The following is a 19,353-nucleotide window of genomic DNA, read 5'->3' on the forward strand; positions in this document are numbered from 1 at the left end:
CCCCCCCCCCCCCCCTCCCGCCGCGTCGGCGCGACTCTCCATCCGCCCAACCCCCACGACTCGGCGTAGCTGGGTCAGAGGCCGGGGAACCAGAGGGCGATCTCGCGGGCGGCGGACTCCTCGGAGTCGGAGCCGTGCACGAGGTTCTCGCGGTTGGAGAGGGAGAGGTCGCCGCGGATGGTGCCGGGGGCGGCCTTGCGGCCGTCGGTGGCGCCGTTGAGGGCGCGGACCACCTCGATCGCCTCGTCGCCCTCGAGCACCAGCGCGACCATGGGGCCGCTGGTGACGAACGCTCGCAGCGGCGGGTAGAAGTCGCGGTCGACGTGCTCGGCGTAGTGCTGGTCGGCCAGCGCCGCGTCGACCGCCCGCTGCTTGAGCGCGACGATCGTCAGGCCCTTGGCCTCGTAGCGGGAGAGCACCTCCCCCACCAGGCCGCGGCGGACCGCGTCGGGCTTGATCAGGACCAGGGTGCGCTGGGTCATGGCCCGCACCCTATCGAGCGCCCTCAGGCCAGCTGCGCGGCCCGGCGCCTGACGTCCTCGGGCACCCGGTCGTGGGAGTCGGCGCCGCTGACCGGCGGCAGCGCCACCCGGCGCACCGGGATGGTGCCTCCCCACACGCCGGCCTCGATGTCCTCGGGGTCGTCGACCGGGTCGCCGTCGCGCTGCTTCATCGAGGCCTCGACCAGCGGCACGGCCAGCACGGCGGTGGCCGCCAGCTCCTTGCGGGTGCTGGGCCGCAGCGTCGCCGACCGGCCGGGCACCATGTGGTCGACGATGAGGTCGAGGGCGTGCACCCGCTCGGCCTCGTCGGTCACCAGCCGCGCGGGTCCGATCACCACGGCGGAGCGGTAGTTCATCGAGTGGTGGAACGACGACCGCCCGGCCACCAGGCCGTCGAGCTCGGTGATGCTCACGCAGACGGTGGCCCCCGGGGCCCGGCGCAGCCAGCCGGCCGCCACCGAGCCGTGCACGTAGAGGCTGCCGCCCTCGTCGGGGCCGTCGAGGTCGACGGCGTACGCCGTGGGCAGCACCAACGGGTGGTCGCCCACCGTGATGCCGAGGTGGGCGACCAGCCCGTCGGCCAGCAGGGCGTGCAGCCGCTCGCGGTCGTCGACGCCGCGGTGGCGGCCGCGGTTGAGGGTGGTGCGCGGGGTGGGCGACAGCGGCGCAGCGGTGGTCATGGCACTAGTCTGGTCGTCAAGTGGCCTGTGATTGAGGGCCAATCCGCGGCTAGATGGACAGGACACTTCCGGTGGTGCTCGACCAGGCCCTCGCCCTGACGCTCGACCGGCGCGACCCGCGACCGCTCGGCACCCAGCTCGCCGACCACGTCCGCGCCCGGGTGACCGCCGGCGGGCTCCAGGTCGGCGAGCGGCTGCCGAGCAGCCGGGCCCTGGCCGCCGAGCTCGGGGTGGCCCGGTCCGTGACCGAGCAGGCCTACGCCCAGCTCGTCGCCGAGGGGTGGCTGGAGGGTCGGCACGGGTCGGGCACCTTCGTCGCCGCCGCCGCGGTCAGCGCCACCCGCGGCCGGCGGCCCGGCCGGCGTCCGGCCGGGGGGCCACCCCTGTTCCGGTTCGACGCCGGCTCGCCCTGGATCGACCCGCGCCACGACGCCCTGTGGCGCCGGGCCTGGCGCGAGGTCTCCGCCGCCCGGCCGCCCCGCAGCTACACCGACCCCCGCGGCCTGCCCGAGCTCCGCGAGGAGCTCGCCGCCCGGCTGGGCCGCTCGCGGGGCCTCGACGTCTCGGCCGACGACGTGCTGGTCACCGCCGGCACCACCGACGGGCTGCGCCACGTGCTCGGGGCGCTGCCGCCGGGTCCGGTGGGGCTCGAGGACCCCGGCTACCGCGCGGCCGCCGGCACCGTGCGCGCCGCCGGCCGCACCGTCGTCGACCTCCCGGCGCTGCAGCCGGTCACCGACCTGGCCGGCCTGGCGGCGGCGTACGTCACCCCGGCCCACCAGCACCCGCTCGGCCCGACGATGCCCGGCGCGGCCCGGCAGTCGCTGCTGGCCGCCGCGACCGCGGCGGGGGCGCTGGTGGTCGAGGACGACTACGACTCCGAGTTCCGCTACGACGTCGCGCCGGTGCCGGCGCTGGCCAGCCTCGACCGCGACCGGGTCGCCTACCTCGGCACGGCCAGCAAGACCGTCGACCCGACGATGCGGCTGGGCTGGCTGGTGGCGCCGCCCGCCCTGCAGGCCCGCATCGACGAGGCGCGGTGGCTCACCCACGACGCCGCGGCCTGGCCGGTGCAGCGTGCCTTCGTGGTGCTGCTGCGCGACGGCTACGTCGACCGCGTGGTGCGCTCGGCCCGGCGGGTCTACGCCGAGCGGGCGGGCCTGGTGGCCGACGCCCTCGGCCCGTGGGGGCGGGTGCACGGCCCGGTGGCGGGCATGTACGCGACCCTGGAGATGTCGCCCGAGGACACCGCGACCGCCTCCACCGCCGCCCGCCGGGCCGGGTTCGAGGTGCCGCTGCTGGCCGACTACTGCCGCAGCGTCGTGCGCCACGGGCTGATCCTCGGCTTCGGCGGCTGCACGGACGACCAGCTCGACCGGGTGCTCACCGCGATGGTGGGCGCGCTGGAGGGGTCGGGTCGCGGCTAGGTCGCGGCTAGGCCGGCGGGGTCTGCTGTGCGTCGAACGCGGCGTACGCCGCGGCCCGCTCGCGCTCGATCCGGCGCCCCAGGAAGTAGGCGGTGCCCCACAGCAGCGCGAAGATCGCGCCGAGCACGAACATCAGGCCGATCACGAACCCCAGGCCCACCGCTGCGACCTGCACGGCCCAGCCCGCGGCGTAGGCCCACTCGCGGCGCAGCATCCCGGCGAGCAGCAGGCAGACCAGGGCCAACCCCAGGCCGGTGCCGAGCGCCACCCCGGTCCGTACGTCGGCGACCGCGATCATCACCGGTGTCGTCAGTCCGAGCGTGATCGCCTCGAGCGAGAGCACGGCGGCGCACATCCCGCGCCGCGGCGACCGTTCGCGCTCGCTCATCGCGGTCCGCCCGCGCCGGGCCCGCCCCGGCCCGCGCGCTCGCGCGGCCTGAGCATGGCCCGGGCCTCGCCAGCGGTGACGACCGACCCGGTGACGAGCACGGCGCCGGCGCCGATCGAGGAGCCGAGCCCCTCCCCCGCCTCGGCGAGCGCGGCCGCCTGGTCGATGGCGTCGGCGAGCCGCGGCGCGACCGTGACCCGGTCGGTGCCGAAGACCTCGGTGGCGACCTCGGCCAGCCGCGCCGCCGGCATCGCGCGGTCGGTGGCGGCCTGGGTGCACACGACGTGGGCGAGGTGGGGCTCGAGGGCCTGCAGCAGTCCCTCGGCATCCTTGTCGCCCATCAGGCCGACCACGCCGATGAGCGGGTCGAAGGTGAAGGAGTCCTCGAGCGCGGCCGCGGTGGCCTGGGCGCCGGCGGGGTTGTGGGCGGCGTCGAGCACGATCGTCGGGCTGCGCCGGATGATCTCGAGCCGGGCCGGCGAGGTCACCTCGGCGAACGCCGCGGCGACGGCCTCGGCGTCGAGCGGCTGGTCGCCGACGAACGACTCGACCGCGGCGAGCGCGACGGCGGCGTTCTGGGCCTGGTGGGCGCCGTAGAGCGGCAGGAACACGTCGTCGTAGCGCGCCCGGAGTCCCTGCAGCGAGAGCACCTGCCCGCCGACGGCCGGCACCCGCGAGACCACCCCGAAGTCGACGCCCTCGCGGACCACGCTCGCGCCGACCTCGGCCGCGTGGCCGAGCACCACCTCCGCGACGTCGGGCTCCTGGAGGGCGACGACGGCGACCGAGCCGGGCTTGATAATCCCGGACTTCTCCACCGCGATGGCGGCCGGGCTGTCGCCGAGGTAGCGGGCGTGGTCGACCGCGACCGGCAGCACCACGGCGACGTCGGCGTCGGCGACGTTGGTGGCGTCCCACGACCCGCCCATGCCGACCTCGACCACCGCCACGTCGACCGGCGCCTCGGCGAACTTGGCGTAGGCCATGCCGACCACGGTCTCGAAGAACGACAGCGGGTGCGCCTCGGACTCGTCGACGAGGTGGGTGTAGGCGGCGACCTCGTTGAAGGCGCGCACGAACTCCTCGTCGTCCAGCGGTTCGCCGTCGACCGAGATCCGCTCCGACATCCGCTCGACGTGGGGGCTGGTGAAGCGGCCGGTGCGCAGGCCCAGGCCGCGCAGCAGCGCGTCGACCATCCGGGACGTCGAGGTCTTGCCGTTGGTGCCCGTGAGGTGGATGACCCGGAACGCCCGCTGCGGGTCGCCGAGCAGCTCGGTGAAGGCCCGGATCCGGTCGAGCGACGGCTCCAGCCTGGTCTCGGGCCACCGCGACAGCAAGGCGTCCTCGACCTCCTCGAAGGTCTCGGCCGGTCGGGCGTCGGGGGTCTCGGTCATCGCCCCCCGAGTCTAGGGCCGGCCCCTGCCGGCCGACCCGCCAGCCGCCCGACCCCGCGGTAGTCCGTGACGTTCGGGCCCCGATCGGGCCCCGGGAGGGGCCGAAACGTCACGGACTATCGACCCCGAGGTGGAACACGTTCTAGTCTCCGGCCATGGAGCGGAACCCGTGAGGACCACCGTCGCCGTCGTCAACGAGCCGGACGGGCCGTTCACCTTCGAGGAGGTCGAGCTCGACGGGCCGCGGGCCGACGAGGTGCTGGTGCGGATCGTGGCCACCGGCGTCTGCCACACCGACATCACCATGCGCGGCTTCCTGCCGGCGGAGATGTTCCCCAACGTGTTCGGGCACGAGGGGGCCGGCGTGGTCGAGGCGGTCGGACCCGACGTGGACGGCGTCGCGGTGGGCGACCACGTGGTGCTGAGCTTCCGGTCGTGCCGCACCTGCTCGCGGTGCACCGCGGGGCTGGTCGGCTACTGCGAGTCGACGCTGCTGCTCAACTACATGGGCATGCGGATGGACGGCTCGACCACCATGTCGAGAGCGTCCGGCCCGGTCTTCGGCTCCTTCTTCGGCCAGTCCAGCTTCGCCCGCCACGCGATCGCCTACGCCGACAACTGCGTGGTGGTCGACCCCTCGCTCGACCTCACCCTGCTCGCGCCCTACGGCTGCGGGTTCCAGACCGGCGCCGGCACCGTGCTCAACGTGCTCCGCCCCACCGCCGCCGACTCGCTCGCCGTCTTCGGCTGTGGCGCCGTCGGCCTCGCCGCGATCGCCGCGGCCTCCGCCAGCGGCACCGGCACGGTCGTCGCCGTCGACGTGCTGCCCGAGCGCCTGGCGCTCGCCGAGGCGTACGGCGCGGTGGCGGTCGACGGACGCGAGGCCGACACCGTCGTCGAGCGGGTCAAGGAGCTCACCGGCGGCGGCGCGACGTACGCGATCGACGCGACCGCGATCCCCGCGGTGGTCAAGCAGGCCCAGCAGGCGCTCGCCGTGCGCGGCACCCTGGTCGCGCTCGGGCTCGGCGCGGAGGAGTACCAGCTCGACGCCATCGACCTGCTCCAGAACGGCAAGACCGTCACCTCGTCGATCGAGGGCGACTCCGACCCGCAGGAGATGGTGCCGCGGCTGCTGGCGATGCGCGAGCGCGGCGAGTTCGACCTCGACGGCCTGGTGACGACCTACCCGTTCACCGAGCTGGAGCGGGCGATCGCCGACGCCGCGGCCGGCCGGGTGCTCAAGCCCGTGCTGGTGTGGTGACCCGCCAGGTCGCCTCGCGCACCGTGCCGTCGGCGCCGGTCAGGGTGGCCCGCACCGCGGCGTGCTGGGGCGACCCGAACCGGTAGGCGTAGGCCGAGTCGGCCCACCGGCCCAGCATCGTGTCGACGGTGCGCCGCAGGTGCCCGTGCGGAGGTACGACGACCGCCTCGCTCGCCGAGTCGGCGGCGCTGCCGTCGGCGCGCAGCAGCTCGACGGCCAGGGTGGCGACCACCGCCTCCGGGCGGTCGTTGGCGACGTGGACGTCGACGCCGTTGAGGCCCTCGTCGACCAGCCAGACCGCGGTCGGCTGCAGCACCGGCGCCAGGGCCAGCGCGGCCGGCTTGGGTCGGCCGGTGTGGTCGAGCAGGCCCCAGCCCGCCCCCGGCTCGAGGTCGCGCAGCCACAGCACGATGCCGCCGGCGCACGGCGACGCCGGCCGCCGCCACTCGCCCAGCACGTCGGCCATGACCTCGCCGGTCACCCGCTGCCGCTGCTCGAGCGTGGCGTCCGGCCCGTAGCGCCGGCGGGCGTAGTGCTCGCGGACGTCGGCGAAGTCCCAGTCGGCGCCGGAGTCGCGCGGCACGCCCACGTCCTCGCCGCCCGGCGGCAGCGGGTCGGGCAGCGAGGCGAAGGCCAGGCACTCCGCGGCGAACCGGACGCCGGAGTGCCGCGCGTCGGGCAGGTCGCGCCGGTAGGCGCCGACGCCGAAGTACTGCGCCACCCCGGTGTCGACCCGCACCGGCAGGTCTCCCCCGCTCGGCGAGGAGTCGACCCAGACCGCGTCGAGGCCGCTCGCGGCCACCACCGGCCGGGTCAGCGCCGCCAGCTCCGCGGCGGCGCCGGTGTCGGGGCGGACGCCGAACAGCGCCGCCTGCTGCTCGTGCTCGGCCGAGCCGCACACCACCGCGGTCGAGGGGTGCCCGACCAGGCGCCCGCACTGGTCGGCGGCCTCGGCGCGCACCGTCGCGGCGAACCCCTCGTCGGCCAGCGGGTAGTCGAAGGTCGTGAACATCAGGTCCTGCCAGACCAGCAGCCCCAACTCGTCGCAGCGGGCGTGGAAGGCATCGCTCTCGTAGGCCGAGATCCCGCTCACCCGCACCAGGTTGAGCCCGAGCGCGACCGCCTCGTCGAGCGCCGCGAGGTCGCCGGGGGTCCACACCGCTCCGCGCACGAAGACCGGCACGTCGTTGACCACCAGCGCCAGCGCCGACGGCGCGGCGTTCGCCAGGGTCCGGAAGCCGACCCGGCGCTCGGCCGCGGCCCGGTCGCCGGGCAGGCTCAGCGGCCGGCCGCCGTGCAGCACGCGGACGGCGTAGGTGTGCGGCTCGCCGTGGGTGTGCGGCCACCAGCGCCGCACGTCCGGCAGCTCCAGCCGAGCCCGGCCGTCCACGACCGGCGCCGACACCGGCGCCGACCCCGATGCCGACCCTGGTGCCGACCCGGGCGTCGGCCCTGGGCTGACCTCGACTACCAGCTCCGGCACGTTCGCCTCGACCTCGACGTCGAGCACGCCGGTGCTGCCGCGCAGCGACGGCACCAGCCGCAGCGAGGTCACCCGCGGGCCGGTGGCGAGCACGACCGGGAGGTGCGGCCCCACCCGGGGCGGGCGGGGCGCGAAGCCGGGCGCCCGGCCGAGCACCGACGTGCGCACCCAGCGCAGCCGGGGCTCGTCGGTGAGCATCGTGCGCCACCGGGCCCGCGGCCGGCGCGGCTGCTCGCCGAGGAGGTCGGTGAGCGGGTGCACCCGGACGACGACCTCGTTGCTGCCCGGTCGCAGCGCGCCGGAGACGTCGACGACGTGGCGCTCGAACATCGACCGACCGGTCAGCACGACGCCGCCGTTGACCAGCACGTCGTAGGAGGTGGCGACGCCGTGCACCTCGAGCGCCGCGCCGGCCGGGTCGTCGACGTCGACCCGCGCGACCTGCTCGTGGCCGGCGTCGTCGGCGCCCGTGGTGGGGCCGTCGAAGGCCAGGACCCGGCGCACGGTCAGCCGGCCAGGGCGTCGAGGTGGTCGATCGCCGCCTGCCAGCGCTCGGCCATCGGTCCCACGACCCCGGCCACGTCGAAGGCGCGGCGCCGGGCCAGTCGGAACAGCAGCATCTTGGTGCCGCCCACCACGTCGTCGAGCGCCGCCGCCGCGGGCTCGCCGTCGCCCCCGGCGAGCCAGCGCACGTGGCTGGCCAGCAGCTCGAACGACGCGCCCGCCATCCGGGCGTTGGCGAAGGCGTAGGCGTGGTAGTCGGCGAGGTCGCCCTCGAGCAGGCCGGGCAGGTCGGCCTCGAGCCGGGCGCGGAACGCCTCGAACGGGTTGCCCCGGGACCGGCGGCCGAGGTGCTCGCGCAGCAGCGCCAGCGCCTCCGCGCGGGCGGCCTCCCCCACCAGCGGCGCACCGGCGTCGAAGCGCACCAGGTCGACGTACGGCGGCATCGCGGCGCTGGTCGCGGCCGCGAAGACGCCGTCGAAGTCCTCGCCGGAGAGCTCGTGGTAGCCGGCGTTGTGGAAGTAGCGGAACACCTTGGCGTCGAGATCGATGGCCTCCGCGACCACCGAGGTCTTGACGTGCTCGGTGCGGTAGCTGGTCGCGGCGGTGTCGGGCAGCCACCACGAGTCGAGCTCGGGCAGCAGGGTCTGCCCGGCGGCGAGCCGCTCCGCGACCTGGTGGGGAAGCGAGCGGTACGGCTGCATCTCGTGGGTCTCGATGCCGTACAGGCGACGCAGGTCGTCGGCCGGGGGCTTGAAGAACGTCCACTGGTCGAGCTCGTAGTCGACCTCGACCGCCCCGGCGAACATCGCCTCGGGCTCCCAGCCGGACGCCGCGACCAGCTCGATCATGCAGTCGGCGTAGCAGTTGGTCTCGGTGTAGGTGCGCTCGTCGTCGTGGAGCGGGTGCGGCCGGTACGTCGCGGGGTCGAGCCCCAGCAGGCTGATCACGGCGTCCCCCCGGGGCGCGACGGCGGGGCCACCCGGTCGAGGAAGTCGGTGGCGCGCTCGAGGGCGGCCCGCTGGCCGGCGGCGGTGAGCAGGGAGTGGTCGAAGACGTCGTCGACCTCGAGGTCGAAGCGCGGGTCGCGGCGCAGCCGGGCCAGTGCCGGCCGCCACGCCAGCACCTCCAGGAAGTGCCGCGCGTCCTCGCGGCAGGCCAGCAGCCGGACGGCGGTGCCGCGGCGGCGGACCAGCCGGTGCAGCACGCGGTAGGGCGCGTGCCACACCGCGAGCTGGCGGTAGATGCGCCACAGCCCACCGGCCAGCACCCGGTGCCGCTCGGCCAGCCGGGCGAGCGGCCGGTGCGGCACGATCGCCGCCCGACGCCGCGAGGTGTGCAGCGCGGTGCCCTTCGCCGCGCCGTAGAGCGTGAGCCGGGGGTTGATCGCGAGCACCCCGGCCACGGGGTCGTGGAGGGCGGACTCGAAGGCGCTGTAGGCGCCCGAGCACAGGCCCACGAAGACCACCGGCGCACCGCCGGCGGAGAGCTCGGCGACCAGGTCGGAGGTGTCGTCGAGCCACTGGGGCGCGAACGGCTCGTCCTCGGTCTGCCCGGGGTGGGCCGGACTGTCGCCGATGCCGCTCAGGTCGACCCGGAGCGTACGGCGGCCCCCGCCGGCCCAGGCGCGGGCCCACTCGACCCACTGCCGCCCGGGCCCGAGGTAGTGCTCGGCGGCCACGTTGAGCAGCACGACCCACGGCTCGTCGTCGGCGACGTCGCCGACCGGCTCGGTGACCATGCCGACCAGGCCGACCCGGCCGATCCGGACCAGCCGCTCGCGCACCGGCGCCGACCCAGGCCCGCCGGAGCCGACCAGGGCCGGCCGGGGCCCGTCGGGCACCTTGACCGGCACGGGTGGCTGGTCGGCGACCCCAGCGGCGAGCCAGTCGGCCACCCGGGCCAGCGCGCGCTCCGGCACCAGGCAGTCGCTGGGCGGCAGGTCGAGCAGCCGGTCCTGGTCGAGGGCGACGTCGGTGGCGAGCCGGCCGCCCTCGTGCTCGAGGCGGGTCAGCACCGCCTCGGGCCGGGGCCGGTCGTCGCGGCTGAGCAGCAGCACCCGGTCGGCGAGCGGCCGCTCGGGCAGCCTGGCGAAGTCGACGGGTCGCAGGCCGCGCGAGGTCCCGGCGTCGTACTGGAAGCCGGGGGTGTGGATGCGGCCGTCGTCGGGGACGGCGAGGTGGTCGCCGAAGGAGTGCAGCGCCTGGCCCTCGCGCAGAAAGGTGCGCCCGCTCAGGCATGGGTCCCACAGCACCAGCGACCCGAACGCCGTGCCGGCGCCCTCCCAGTGCGCCGCCCGGTGGGCGGCCAGGGTCGCGCCGAGCCGCATGCCGACCGCGGCGACGGTGGGGACGCCGAGGTCGAGCAGGTGGTCTCGGGCGGCGTCGATGCTGCCCAGCCAGGCCGGCACCCGGTCGGGTTCGTCGCCGCGGCCGGCGGAGTCGCCGGTGCCGTCGTAGTCGAGGCGCAGCGCCACCAGCCCCAGCCCGGCGAGGGTCTCGGCGAGCCGCCGGTAGGTGCGGTGGACCGCCCGGCCCTCCTCCCCCATCGGCGGGCAGAGCACCACGCCGCCGCGCGCCTGCCCACCGGCGGGCACCGAGACCCAGCCCGCGAGCGGACGCGCCGCGGGGCCGAACCACACCTGGGTGTGGACGGCCCCGTCGACGTCGGAGGCGGCGTTCAGCACGACAGCGTCGACCGCACCTCGTCGGGCCACGCGGAGACGGCGAGACCGTGGGTGGCGAACAGCCCGAGGGTGATCCGCTCCAGGCCGTAGCCGAAGCAGGAGCTGTGGGCGACGCCGCCGTCGGGCGTGGTCAGCCCGAAGGGCAGGCCGAAGTGGTCCTCGTGGTAGTTGGCCGAGGAGATCGCGGTGGGCCTGGCGTCGGTGACGTCGAGCACCACCTCGTACTTGAGCTCCGCGGTGAGCTGGTTGGCGGCCAGCATCCGGCCGACCCGGCCGAAGAACGGGTCGTTGGCGGCCTCGACCCGCACCGGCAGGCCGAGCGCGGCCAACGAGTCGCGGCCCCGCCGCAGCCAGGCGTCGCGGTGGGCGACGGCCTGGTCGGGGGTGCCGACCAGCACGAACTCGTACATCCGGAACGACTGCATCCGCGCCGGGTCGAGGCTGGGCTCGTGGCGGAAGGCGAAGCCGCAGCACTCGGTGAGCAGGCCGGCGGCGGGCACGTCGGTGGGGAGGGTGCCGTAGAGGCTGTGGCAGATCGAGGAGCTGAGCACCACCTCGGCGGGGGTCAGGTGGGTGGTCCAGTCGCCGCCGTCCTCGAGCTCGGCGAGCAGCGCCCGGTGCTCCTTGTCGCCGCCGCTGAACACGTCGAGCGAGCCCACCAGGTCGGGGAAGGAGCGGAGGTAGTCGGTGCGCAGGAAGTCCTCGCGCGCCATCACCGGCGGGAACCAGCGGCGCGGGGCGGTGGCGTCCTCGCGCTGGTCGGCGGCGTAGCGCTCGACGGCCTGGAGCACCCCCTCGAACTCGCCGGAGCGGTGGTAGACGCCGTCGGTGCGGGTCGCGACCAGCAGCCCGGCGTCGAGCAGCGCCGCGCGCAGCTCCTCCGGGGAGCCGTACGGCGCCGGGTGGCGCTCGGTCTGCACCTCGATCGTGCCGGTCACCGGGCCTCCCGCTGCACCAGGGCGAGCTGGGCGGTGTTGCCGGCGATCCGGTCGTTGTTGACCATCACCGCCGCGCCGTGCGCGTCGCGCAGCAGCCGGCCCAGGCTGAACTCGGAGTCCTCGCGGTAGCCCTGGATGCCGCAGATCAGCATCGCCTGGTTGACGACGTCGACGACCAGGGTGGAGGCCGAGACCTTGAGCGCGTTGATCGCGACCATGAAGTCGATGGCCGAGGTCTCCTCGGGGTCGTCGGCGATCTCGAGGTAGCGGCTCAACACCGCCTCGACCGACGAGGCGAACTGCTGGCGGGTGATCATCAGCGCCGCCAGCCGCGGCGCGCCGGGCGGGGTGGCCGTGAGGTCCTTGCGGGCCGCCTTCTGCACGAACCGCTGGGCGCGCCACGACGCCTCCTCGGCCAGGCCGAGCCACAGCGACGACCACAGCAGGTGGGAGGTCGGCAGCATGGTCGCCGAGGAGATGTCGCCGAACGGCGTGGCGCAGACCAGGTCGGCCGGGCCGGTGGCCTCGAGGGTGAACCCGAGCGAGCAGGTGCCGCGGAAGCCGAGGGTGTCCCAGCCCGAGAGCGGGGTGAGCGTGACGCCGTGCTGCTCGCAGACGACCAGCACCTGGTCGCTGGCGGGGCTGTCCGCCGCCCGACGCGCGGTGGCGACGAACGCGTCGGCGTACTGGCCGTAGGAGATCACCGGCGCCTGCTTGGTGAGCCGGAAGACCTCGCCGTCGGGGCCCGGGACGCGCTCGACGTGGCAGGACGAGGTGCGGGTGTTGCCGCCGATGCCGATCTCGGTGGTGGCCGAGGCGAGCAGCAGCTGCTCGGCCGCTACCCGCCGGACGAACTCCGTGAGCGCCGGGGTCGAGCCGTGCCGCACCAGCGAGGCCACCTGGATGTGGTGCATCGCGAGCACCATCGCCGAGCTCGCGCAGGAGCGGGCCACCTCGCGCACGACGGCCGCGGCCTGCCGCAGGTCGTGGCCCAGGCCGCCGAGCTCGGCGGGCACCAGCGCGCCGAGCAGGCCCTCGGCGCGGAACGCGTCGATGGTCTCCTTGGGGAACCGGGCCCGGTCGTCGACGTCGGCGGCGTGGACGGCGGCGGTCTCGACGCCGATCCGGCGGCCGAGCGCGACGACGTCGGCCAGCGCGGCGCGCGCCGCGACGTCGCTCATGCGCTGGCCTGCTCGCCCACGCCCAGCTCGGCGAGGGCGGCGGCGATCGCCGCCACGGAGGCGAAGGTGCTCTTCTTGAGCATCTGCTGGGGGAACTCGATGTCCCACTCGTCCTCGCACGCCAGCATCACCGTCACCGACGCGTGGCTGGTCATCCCCGCGGCGTAGAGGTCGTCGGTGTCCGACAGCGCGGAGACGTCGGTGCCGAGCCGCGCGTGCTCCGCCAGGATGGTGCGGATCGTCGCGGTCACGGTGCTGCTGCTCATGGTTCCTCGGTTTCGCTGGACGGGCGGGTGGGCTGGCTGACGGCGACGGCGGTCGCCATCGCCAGGTCGGTGGTGTGGCTCAGGCTGATGTCGACCGGGCCGAGCCCGGCGCGGCGGGCGGCCTCGGCGGCGGCGCCGCTCAGCACGACACCCGGGCGGCCGTGCGGGCCGCGGACCACCTCGACGCTGCGCGGGTCGACGGCGTCGGGGCGGCCGACCAGCTTGAGGACCGCCTCCTTGGCGGCCCAGCGGGCGGCCAGGGACGCCGCCCCGCCGGTGCGCCAGGCGTCCTGCTCGGCGGGGGTGTAGACCCGGTCGAGGTAGCGGCTCCCGAAGCGGCGTACGGCGTCGGCGACCTCCGCGACCGGCTGGAGGTCGCAGCCGGTGCGGACCGTGACGGGACCGGTCCGGGGAGGTGTGCTGGGCGCAGCGCTGTGCACGGCCACCGCCTCCTTGTCGGGTCGTCTCGGCCCCCACGGACCCCGGTCTGGACACCCACGAGGCTAGCCACGGGTGGAGGCCCTCGGTGGGCTTTTCACCAAGCCCAACGAGCCCGCCTAGGATTCGTCACCATGACCCAGGACACCCAGCCCCCGGCCCCGGAACCGACCCGCCCCGCCGGTGCGGTCGCCGTACCGGACAAGCCTGCGCTGGAGGGTCTGGAGGAGACCTGGGCCGCGCGCTGGAAGGCGGAGGGCACCTACGCCTTCGACCGGACCCAGCCGCGCGAGAACGTCTACTCCATCGACACCCCGCCGCCCACGGTCAGCGGCAGCCTCCACGTCGGCCACGTGTTCTCCTACACCCACACCGACCTGATCGCGCGCTACCAGCGGATGCAGGGCAAGTCGGTGTTCTACCCCATGGGCTGGGACGACAACGGCCTGCCGACCGAGCGCCGGGTGCAGAACTACTTCGGCGTCCGCTGCGACCCCTCGCTCCCCTACGACCCCGACTTCACCCCACCGGAGAAGCCGGACCCCAAGCGGCAGCTGCCGATCAGCCGGCCCAACTTCATCGAGCTGTGCGAGCGGCTGGTCGAGGAGGACGAGAAGGCGTTCGAGGCGCTCTGGCGCCACCTCGGCCTCTCCGTCGACTGGAGCCAGACCTACACGACCGTCGGGCCCGCGGCGCAGACCGCCTCGCAGCGCGCCTTCCTGCGCAACTTCGCCCGCGGCGAGGCCTACCTGCAGGAGGCGCCGACCCTCTGGGACGTCACCTTCCAGACCGCCGTGGCCCAGGCCGAGCTCGAGGCGAGGGAGTACGCCGGCGCCTACCACCGGGTCTCCTTCCACCGGCCCGACGGCGAGCCGGTGGTCATCGAGACCACCCGGCCCGAGCTGATCCCCTCGGTGGTGGCACTGATCGCCCACCCCGACGACGAGCGCTACGCAGGCCTGTTCGGCACCTCGGTCACCTCGCCGGTCTTCGGCGTCGAGGTGCCGGTGGTGCCCCACCCAGCCGCCGAGATCGACAAGGGCTCCGGCCTGGTCATGTGCTGCACCTTCGGCGACCTCACCGACGTCACCTGGTGGCGCGAGCTGCAGCTGCCGGTGCGCACGGTGGTCGGACGTGACGGACGGCTGCTGCGCGAGACCCCGGAGTGGCTGGCCGCCCCGGACGCTGCGGCGTCGTACGAGCGGCTCGCGGGCAAGACGATCTTCTCCGCCCGCGAGGAGATGGTCACGATGCTGCGCGAGACCGGCGACCTGCTGGGTGACCCCACCCCGACCACCCGGATGGCGAACTTCTTCGAGAAGGGCGACAAGCCGCTCGAGATCGTCGCCACCCGCCAGTGGTACATCCGCAACGGCGGCCGCGACACCGACCTGCGGGCCGAGCTGGTCGAGCGCGGCGCCGAGGTGGAGTGGGTGCCCGCCCACATGCGGCACCGCTACGACAACTGGGTCAACGGCCTCAACGGCGACTGGCTGATCTCGCGCCAGCGGTTCTTCGGGATCCCGTTCCCGGTCTGGTACCCGCTCGACGACGAGGGCGAGCCCGACTACGCCCACCCGCTGGTCGCGCGCGAGGACGAGCTGCCGGTCGACCCGTCGACCCAGGCGCCGCAGGGCTACGACGAGGACCAGCGCGGCAAGCCGGGCGGGTTTCTCGGCGACCCCGATGTCATGGACACCTGGGCGACCTCCTCGCTCACCCCCCAGATCGTGTGCGGCTGGGAGCGCGACCCCGACCTGTTCGAGCGCACCTTCCCGATGGACCTGCGCCCGCAGGCCCACGAGATCATCCGCACCTGGCTCTTCGCCACCGTCGTGCGGGCCCACCACGAGAACGGCGTGGTGCCGTGGTCGCACGCCGCGATCTCCGGCTTCGTGGTCGACCCCGACCGCAAGAAGATGTCGAAGTCCAAGGGCAACGTCGTCGTCCCCGACGAGATCCTGCGCAAGTTCGGCACCGACGCGGTGCGCTGGCGCGCCGCGATGGCCCGGCCGGGCATGGACTCGCCGTTCGACGAGACCCAGATGAAGGTCGGGCGCCGGCTGGCGATGAAGGTGCTCAACGCCTCCAAGTTCGTGCTCGGCGGGGTGGGCGCGACCGCCACCTCGGCCGATGCCGTCACCGAGCCCGTCGACGTCGCCCTGCTGGCCCGCCTCGCCGGCGTGATCGAGCGGGCCACCGAGGCGTTCGAGGCCTACGACTACACCACCGCGCTGGAGGTGTCGGAGAAGTTCTTCTGGGAGTTCTGCGACGACTACCTCGAGCTGGTCAAGGAGCGCGCCTACGACGAGACCGGCGGCGCGGCCACCGGGTCGGCCCGCACCGCGCTCGCGCTGGCCCTCCACGTGCAGCTGCGCCTGCTCGCGCCGTTCCTCCCCTACGTGACGGAGGAGGTCTGGTCGTGGTGGCAGGAGGGCTCGATCCACCGCTCCACGTGGCCGACGGTCGACGAGCTCGGCGCCGCCGCCGGCGGTGATGCCGACACCCTCGACGCCGTCGCCGCCGCCCTGATCGGCATCCGTGGCGCCAAGTCGCAGGCCAAGGTCTCGATGCGCGCCGAGCTGGCCCGGGTCGAGGTCTCCGGCCCCGCCGCGCTGGTCGAGGCCGCCGAGCGCGCCGCCACCGACCTGCGCCGCACCGGCCGGATCACCGGCGACCTGGTCTTCACCCCCACCGACGCCTCCGAGATCTCCGTCGTCGCCGAGCTGGCGCCGGTCGCCGAGGGCTGAGCGGGGCTGGCCGGGGGTGGTGGTTTCCCCGGTGAACCGGGGAAACCCGCACTGGTCGGCCAGAACTTCGGCCGAGAAGTCGAGGTTCTGGCCGAGAGGTCAAGGAAGTCGTCCGGTATCGCTCACGCCGGCGCGGGCAACCGGCGGGCCATGAGGAGCTCGTCGACCCCGCTGGCGCTGGTGCTGTTCGTGGCCGCGGTCGCGCTCGTGGTGCTCGCCCTGGTGCGCGACGGGGTCAACACCTGGCTGGCGCTGGCCGGCCTGGCCTGTGCCTTCGGGGGCGCGCTCGTCGGCTCGCGGGGCCGCAGGACGCCGCGGCACTGACGTCCTGGGTGCCGGTCGGTCGGACGGCCGCGGACGCACCCGTAGCCGCACCAACCGCGCAAAGGCGCCGTTCGGACAGCCGGGACCCATCGCATCGCCGCACCAACCACGCAAAGGCGCCGTTCGGGCGCCCCGGACCACCGGTCAGCTCGCACCTACCACGCAAAGGCGCAGTTCGGGCAACCCGGACCACCGTGGAGCCGCACCAACCGCGCAAAGGCGCCGTCTGGGCGGCCCGGGTCCCCCACCAGCCCGCATCAACAGCGCAAAGGCGCGGTTCGGGCCCACTGCGGCCCGAGCCCGGTCTCGACGCACGCCGTCGCGACTTCGTCCCTCGGTCGCGGGCGCTTGCTCGACCACAGACGATCTGCTTGCTCCTCGTTCCTCGGAGCAACCAGGTCAGGCCGACTTCTTCTTCTTCGTCTCGGCCTCGCGGGGCACCAGGGTCGGGGCGACGTCGCCGTCGACGACCTCGCGGCTGATGACGACCTTCGCGATGTCGCCGCGCGACGGCACGTCGTACATCACGTGGAGGAGGACCTCCTCGATGATCGCGCGGAGGCCGCGGGCACCGGTCTTGCGCTCCATCGCCTTGTCGGCGATGGCGGCGATGGCGTCGTCGGTGAACTCCAGCTCGACGCCGTCGAGCTCGAAGAGCTTCTGGTACTGCTTGATCAGAGCGTTGCGGGGCTCGGTGAGGATCTGGACCAGGGCCTCCTGGTCGAGCTTCGTCACACTCGCGATCAGCGGGAGGCGGCCGATGAACTCGGGGATCAGGCCGAACTTGGTGAGGTCCTCGGGCCGCACCAGCTGGAGCAGGTCGTCGGCGTCGCGCTCGGCGTTGCCGCGCACCTCCGCGGTGAAGCCCAGGGTCTTCTTGCCGACCCGCTGCTCGATGATGTTCTCGAGCCCGGCGAAGGCGCCGCCGACGACGAACAGGATGTTCGTGGTGTCGATCTGGATGAACTCCTGGTGCGGGTGCTTGCGCCCGCCCTGCGGCGGCACCGAGGCGGTGGTGCCCTCGATGATCTTCAGCAGCGCCTGCTGCACACCCTCGCCGGAGACGTCACGGGTGATCGACGGGTTCTCGGCCTTGCGGGCCACCTTGTCGATCTCGTCGATGTAGATGATGCCGGTCTCGGCCTTCTTGACGTCGTAGTCGGCGGCCTGGATCAGCTTGAGCAGGATGTTCTCGACGTCCTCACCGACGTAGCCGGCCTCGGTGAGGGCGGTGGCGTCGGCGATGGCGAACGGCACGTTGAGCATCCGCGCGAGGGTCTGGGCGAGGTAGGTCTTGCCGCACCCGGTGGGTCCGATCACCAGGATGTTGGACTTGGCGACCTCGACGACCTCTTCCTTGGAGTGCTTGCCCGCCACCGGCTGGAGGCCGGCCTGCACCCGCTTGTAGTGGTTGTAGACCGCGACCGCGAGGGACTTCTTCGCCTGCTCCTGCCCGATGACGTAGGAGTTGAGGAACTCGAAGATCTCCTTGGGCTTGGGCAGCTCCTCGAGGCTGACCTCGCTGCCCTCGCTGAGCTCCTCCTCGATGATCTCGTTGCAGAGGTCGATGCACTCGTCGCAGATGTAGACGCCGGGGCCGGCGATGAGCTTCTTGACCTGCTTCTGCGACTTCCCGCAGAAGGAACACTTCAGCAGGTCGCCTCCGTCACCGATGCGTGCCACGGTGGTCAGCCTCCTCGTTGCGGACGAAACTCCGACGACGGTACCCCGTGCCGGGCCGGTTCAGCTGCTCGGACACGGGCCCGCCCCGACAAGTTCGCACGTCGGTGATGGGTCAGGACGCCGAGAGCGCGGGCGTCTTGAGCGACTCGAGGATCGCGTCGATGAGGCCGTACTCGACGGCACCCTGCGCGGTGAGGATCTTGTCGCGCTCGATGTCGCGGCTGACGTCGTCGATGGAGCGACCGCTGTGGTCGCTGATCATCTTCTCGAGCAGCTCGCGCATCCGCAGGATCTCGTTGGCCTGGATCTCGATGTCGGAGGTCTGGCCGAAGGTGCCCTCGGTGTAGGGCTGGTGGATCAGGATCCGGCTGTTGGGCAGCGCCAGCCGCTTGCCGGCGGTGCCGGCGGCGAGCAGGATCGCGGCGGCCGAGGCGGCTTGGCCGATGCACACGGTCTGCACGTCGGGCTTGATGAACTTCATCGTGTCGTAGATGGCCGTCAGCGCCGTGAACGAGCCGCCCGGGCTGTTGATGTAGATGCTGATGTCCTGGTCGGGGTTCATCGACTGCAGGCAGAGCAGCTGGGCGATGACCGCGTTGGCGACGTCGTCGGAGATCGGCGTGCCGAGGTAGATGATGCGGTCCTCGAACAGCTTGGCGTAGGGGTCGATGCGGCGGAAGCCGTAGGACGTCCGCTCCTCCCACTGGGGGATGTAGTAGTTCATCGACGGGCTGAGGTCGGGGGTCTGGTCGGGGGTCTGGTCGGGGGTGTGGTTCATGGGTCAGTCCTTCTGGTGGGCCGGCCGGCCGTCGTCGGCGGCTTCGCGGGCGCTCTTGATGACCTGGTCGACGAGGCCGTACTCGAGCGCCTCCTGGGCGGTGAACCAGCGGTCGCGGTCGGCGTCGGCGGTCACCTGGTCGACCGACTGACCGGTGTGCTCGCTGATCAGCTCGAGCAGCACCTTCTTGATGTGCAGCGACTGCTGGGCCTGGATCTTGATGTCGGAGGCCGAGCCGCCCATGCCGGACGACGGCTGGTGCATCATGATCCGCGCGTGCGGCAGGGCGTAGCGCTTGCCGCGGGTGCCGGCGCAGAGCAGGAACTGGCCCATCGACGCGGCCAGGCCCATGCCCACGGTCGCCACGTCGTTGGGGATGTAGTTCATGGTGTCGTAGATCGCCATGCCGGCGTCGACGGAGCCACCGGGGCTGTTGATGTGGAGGAAGATGTCCGCCTCGGGGTCCTCGGCCGAGAGCAGGAGCAGCTGGGCGCAGATCGCGTTGGCGTTCTGGTCGCGGACCTCGGAGCCGAGGAACACGATGCGCTCGCGCAGCAGCCGCTGGTAGATGTGGTCGTCGAGGACGTTGAGCCCGGCCGCACCCATCCGGTGCTCGTGCGGCCCGAGCGAGTCGTGGCTGGAGTTGTGGTTCACGTGCTCGACCCTAGCCGT

18 protein-coding genes are annotated in these 19,353 nt (G+C 73.8%); 4 read left to right on the forward strand and 14 right to left on the reverse strand.

Annotated features, from left to right (window positions below):
• Window positions 1-74: 74 nt before the first annotated feature.
• Both ndk and JT721_RS18945 read right to left on the reverse strand, forming a co-directional pair.
• Window positions 75-482 carry a nucleoside-diphosphate kinase gene (gene ndk / locus JT721_RS18940; RefSeq protein WP_205474933.1) on the reverse strand — a complete coding sequence of 136 codons (408 nt, stop codon included), beginning with the start codon at window positions 480-482 and terminating at the stop codon, window positions 75-77.
• A gap of 23 nt (window positions 483-505) precedes the next feature.
• Window positions 506-1,183 (reverse strand): pyridoxamine 5'-phosphate oxidase family protein, encoded by a 678-nt coding sequence (locus tag JT721_RS18945; RefSeq protein ID WP_205474935.1) that lies wholly within the window; start codon window positions 1,181-1,183, stop codon window positions 506-508.
• 74 nt (window positions 1,184-1,257) lie between these two features.
• On the opposite strand from JT721_RS18945, the gene JT721_RS18950 reads away from it, so the two are divergent.
• Window positions 1,258-2,610, forward strand: a complete 1,353-nt coding sequence (locus tag JT721_RS18950; RefSeq protein WP_307828145.1) for a PLP-dependent aminotransferase family protein — start codon at window positions 1,258-1,260, stop codon at window positions 2,608-2,610.
• Between the two features lie 7 nt (window positions 2,611-2,617).
• Here JT721_RS18950 and JT721_RS18955 read toward each other — a convergent pair whose 3' ends face one another.
• Both JT721_RS18955 and JT721_RS18960 read right to left on the reverse strand, forming a co-directional pair.
• Complete coding sequence (locus JT721_RS18955) at window positions 2,618-2,998, reverse strand: DUF4233 domain-containing protein (RefSeq protein WP_240341093.1); 381 nt, start codon at window positions 2,996-2,998, stop codon at window positions 2,618-2,620.
• A complete protein-coding gene (locus JT721_RS18960; RefSeq protein WP_205474938.1) occupies window positions 2,995-4,392 on the reverse strand; it encodes a folylpolyglutamate synthase/dihydrofolate synthase family protein in 1,398 nt (465 codons plus the stop codon). Before JT721_RS18960 ends, JT721_RS18955 begins: the two co-directional genes overlap by 4 nt.
• Window positions 4,393-4,561: 169 nt before the next feature.
• Here JT721_RS18960 and JT721_RS18965 point away from each other — a divergent pair, with 169 nt between their 5' ends.
• Window positions 4,562-5,653: an NAD(P)-dependent alcohol dehydrogenase gene (locus JT721_RS18965; RefSeq protein WP_205474940.1), complete on the forward strand. Its 1,092-nt coding sequence runs from the start codon at window positions 4,562-4,564 to the stop codon at window positions 5,651-5,653.
• On the opposite strand, the gene JT721_RS18970 is transcribed toward JT721_RS18965, so the two are convergent.
• The 7 genes from JT721_RS18970 to JT721_RS19000 are packed head-to-tail and all read right to left on the reverse strand — an operon-like array spanning window position 5,631 to window position 13,148.
• Entirely contained in the window at window positions 5,631-7,640 is a 2,010-nt protein-coding gene (locus JT721_RS18970; protein ID WP_205474942.1) for a hypothetical protein, read from the reverse strand. The two genes, JT721_RS18965 and JT721_RS18970, sit on opposite strands and share 23 nt — an antisense overlap.
• Before the next feature lie 2 nt (window positions 7,641-7,642).
• Window positions 7,643-8,587: a DUF1839 family protein gene (locus tag JT721_RS18975; protein WP_205474951.1), complete on the reverse strand. Its 945-nt coding sequence runs from the start codon at window positions 8,585-8,587 to the stop codon at window positions 7,643-7,645.
• On the reverse strand, window positions 8,584-10,353 hold the full coding sequence (locus JT721_RS18980; protein ID WP_205474953.1) for a hypothetical protein: 1,770 nt from the start codon (window positions 10,351-10,353) through the stop codon (window positions 8,584-8,586). Before JT721_RS18980 ends, JT721_RS18975 begins: the two co-directional genes overlap by 4 nt.
• Window positions 10,317-11,261, reverse strand: a complete 945-nt coding sequence (locus JT721_RS18985; RefSeq protein WP_205474956.1) for an amino acid--[acyl-carrier-protein] ligase — start codon at window positions 11,259-11,261, stop codon at window positions 10,317-10,319. The genes JT721_RS18980 and JT721_RS18985 overlap by 37 nt, the downstream gene beginning before the upstream one ends.
• Window positions 11,258-12,442 carry an acyl-CoA dehydrogenase family protein gene (locus JT721_RS18990; protein WP_205474958.1) on the reverse strand — a complete coding sequence of 395 codons (1,185 nt, stop codon included), beginning with the start codon at window positions 12,440-12,442 and terminating at the stop codon, window positions 11,258-11,260. The genes JT721_RS18985 and JT721_RS18990 overlap by 4 nt, the downstream gene beginning before the upstream one ends.
• Window positions 12,439-12,708, reverse strand: a complete 270-nt coding sequence (locus tag JT721_RS18995; protein ID WP_205474960.1) for an acyl carrier protein — start codon at window positions 12,706-12,708, stop codon at window positions 12,439-12,441. The genes JT721_RS18990 and JT721_RS18995 overlap by 4 nt, the downstream gene beginning before the upstream one ends.
• Window positions 12,705-13,148: a 4'-phosphopantetheinyl transferase superfamily protein gene (locus JT721_RS19000; RefSeq protein WP_205474962.1), complete on the reverse strand. Its 444-nt coding sequence runs from the start codon at window positions 13,146-13,148 to the stop codon at window positions 12,705-12,707. The genes JT721_RS18995 and JT721_RS19000 overlap by 4 nt, the downstream gene beginning before the upstream one ends.
• A gap of 132 nt (window positions 13,149-13,280) precedes the next feature.
• Between JT721_RS19000 and valS the strand changes: the two genes are divergently transcribed.
• Together valS and JT721_RS19010 are read left to right on the forward strand one after the other, a co-directional pair.
• Entirely contained in the window at window positions 13,281-15,896 is a 2,616-nt protein-coding gene (gene valS, locus JT721_RS19005) for a valine--tRNA ligase (protein WP_205474964.1), read from the forward strand.
• A 150-nt stretch (window positions 15,897-16,046) separates the two neighbouring features.
• The gene (locus JT721_RS19010) at window positions 16,047-16,220 is read left to right on the forward strand and encodes a hypothetical protein (protein WP_205474966.1); all 174 of its coding nucleotides are present in this window, start codon (window positions 16,047-16,049) and stop codon (window positions 16,218-16,220) included.
• 399 nt (window positions 16,221-16,619) lie between these two features.
• On the opposite strand, the gene clpX is transcribed toward JT721_RS19010, so the two are convergent.
• The 3 genes from clpX to JT721_RS19025 all read right to left on the reverse strand — a co-directional run bounded on the left by clpX (window position 16,620) and on the right by JT721_RS19025 (window position 19,335).
• Window positions 16,620-17,903 (reverse strand): ATP-dependent Clp protease ATP-binding subunit ClpX, encoded by a 1,284-nt coding sequence (gene clpX / locus JT721_RS19015; protein WP_205474969.1) that lies wholly within the window; start codon window positions 17,901-17,903, stop codon window positions 16,620-16,622.
• A 112-nt stretch (window positions 17,904-18,015) separates the two neighbouring features.
• The gene (locus JT721_RS19020) at window positions 18,016-18,627 is read right to left on the reverse strand and encodes an ATP-dependent Clp protease proteolytic subunit (RefSeq protein WP_205475042.1); all 612 of its coding nucleotides are present in this window, start codon (window positions 18,625-18,627) and stop codon (window positions 18,016-18,018) included.
• Between the two features lie 57 nt (window positions 18,628-18,684).
• Entirely contained in the window at window positions 18,685-19,335 is a 651-nt protein-coding gene (locus JT721_RS19025) for an ATP-dependent Clp protease proteolytic subunit (protein WP_374220896.1), read from the reverse strand.
• Between the last annotated feature and the right edge of the window lie 18 nt (window positions 19,336-19,353).

Origin of the sequence: Nocardioides sp. SYSU D00038 (genome assembly GCF_016924665.1) — a bacterium.
Lineage (GTDB): Bacteria > Actinomycetota > Actinomycetes > Propionibacteriales > Nocardioidaceae > Nocardioides.

Coding starts and splice junctions, on each gene's coding strand:
- JT721_RS19010 (WP_205474966.1), top strand. CDS start 16,047: ATGAGGAGCTCGTCGACCCCGCTGGCGCTGGTGCTGTTCGTGGCCGCG.
- valS (WP_205474964.1), top strand. CDS start 13,281: ATGACCCAGGACACCCAGCCCCCGGCCCCGGAACCGACCCGCCCCGCC.
- JT721_RS19020 (WP_205475042.1), bottom strand. CDS start 18,627: ATGAACTACTACATCCCCCAGTGGGAGGAGCGGACGTCCTACGGCTTC.
- ndk (WP_205474933.1), bottom strand. CDS start 482: ATGACCCAGCGCACCCTGGTCCTGATCAAGCCCGACGCGGTCCGCCGC.
- JT721_RS18990 (WP_205474958.1), bottom strand. CDS start 12,442: ATGAGCGACGTCGCGGCGCGCGCCGCGCTGGCCGACGTCGTCGCGCTC.
- JT721_RS18945 (WP_205474935.1), bottom strand. CDS start 1,183: ATGACCACCGCTGCGCCGCTGTCGCCCACCCCGCGCACCACCCTCAAC.
- JT721_RS18960 (WP_205474938.1), bottom strand. CDS start 4,392: ATGACCGAGACCCCCGACGCCCGACCGGCCGAGACCTTCGAGGAGGTC.
- JT721_RS18955 (WP_240341093.1), bottom strand. CDS start 2,998: ATGAGCGAGCGCGAACGGTCGCCGCGGCGCGGGATGTGCGCCGCCGTG.
- JT721_RS18995 (WP_205474960.1), bottom strand. CDS start 12,708: ATGAGCAGCAGCACCGTGACCGCGACGATCCGCACCATCCTGGCGGAG.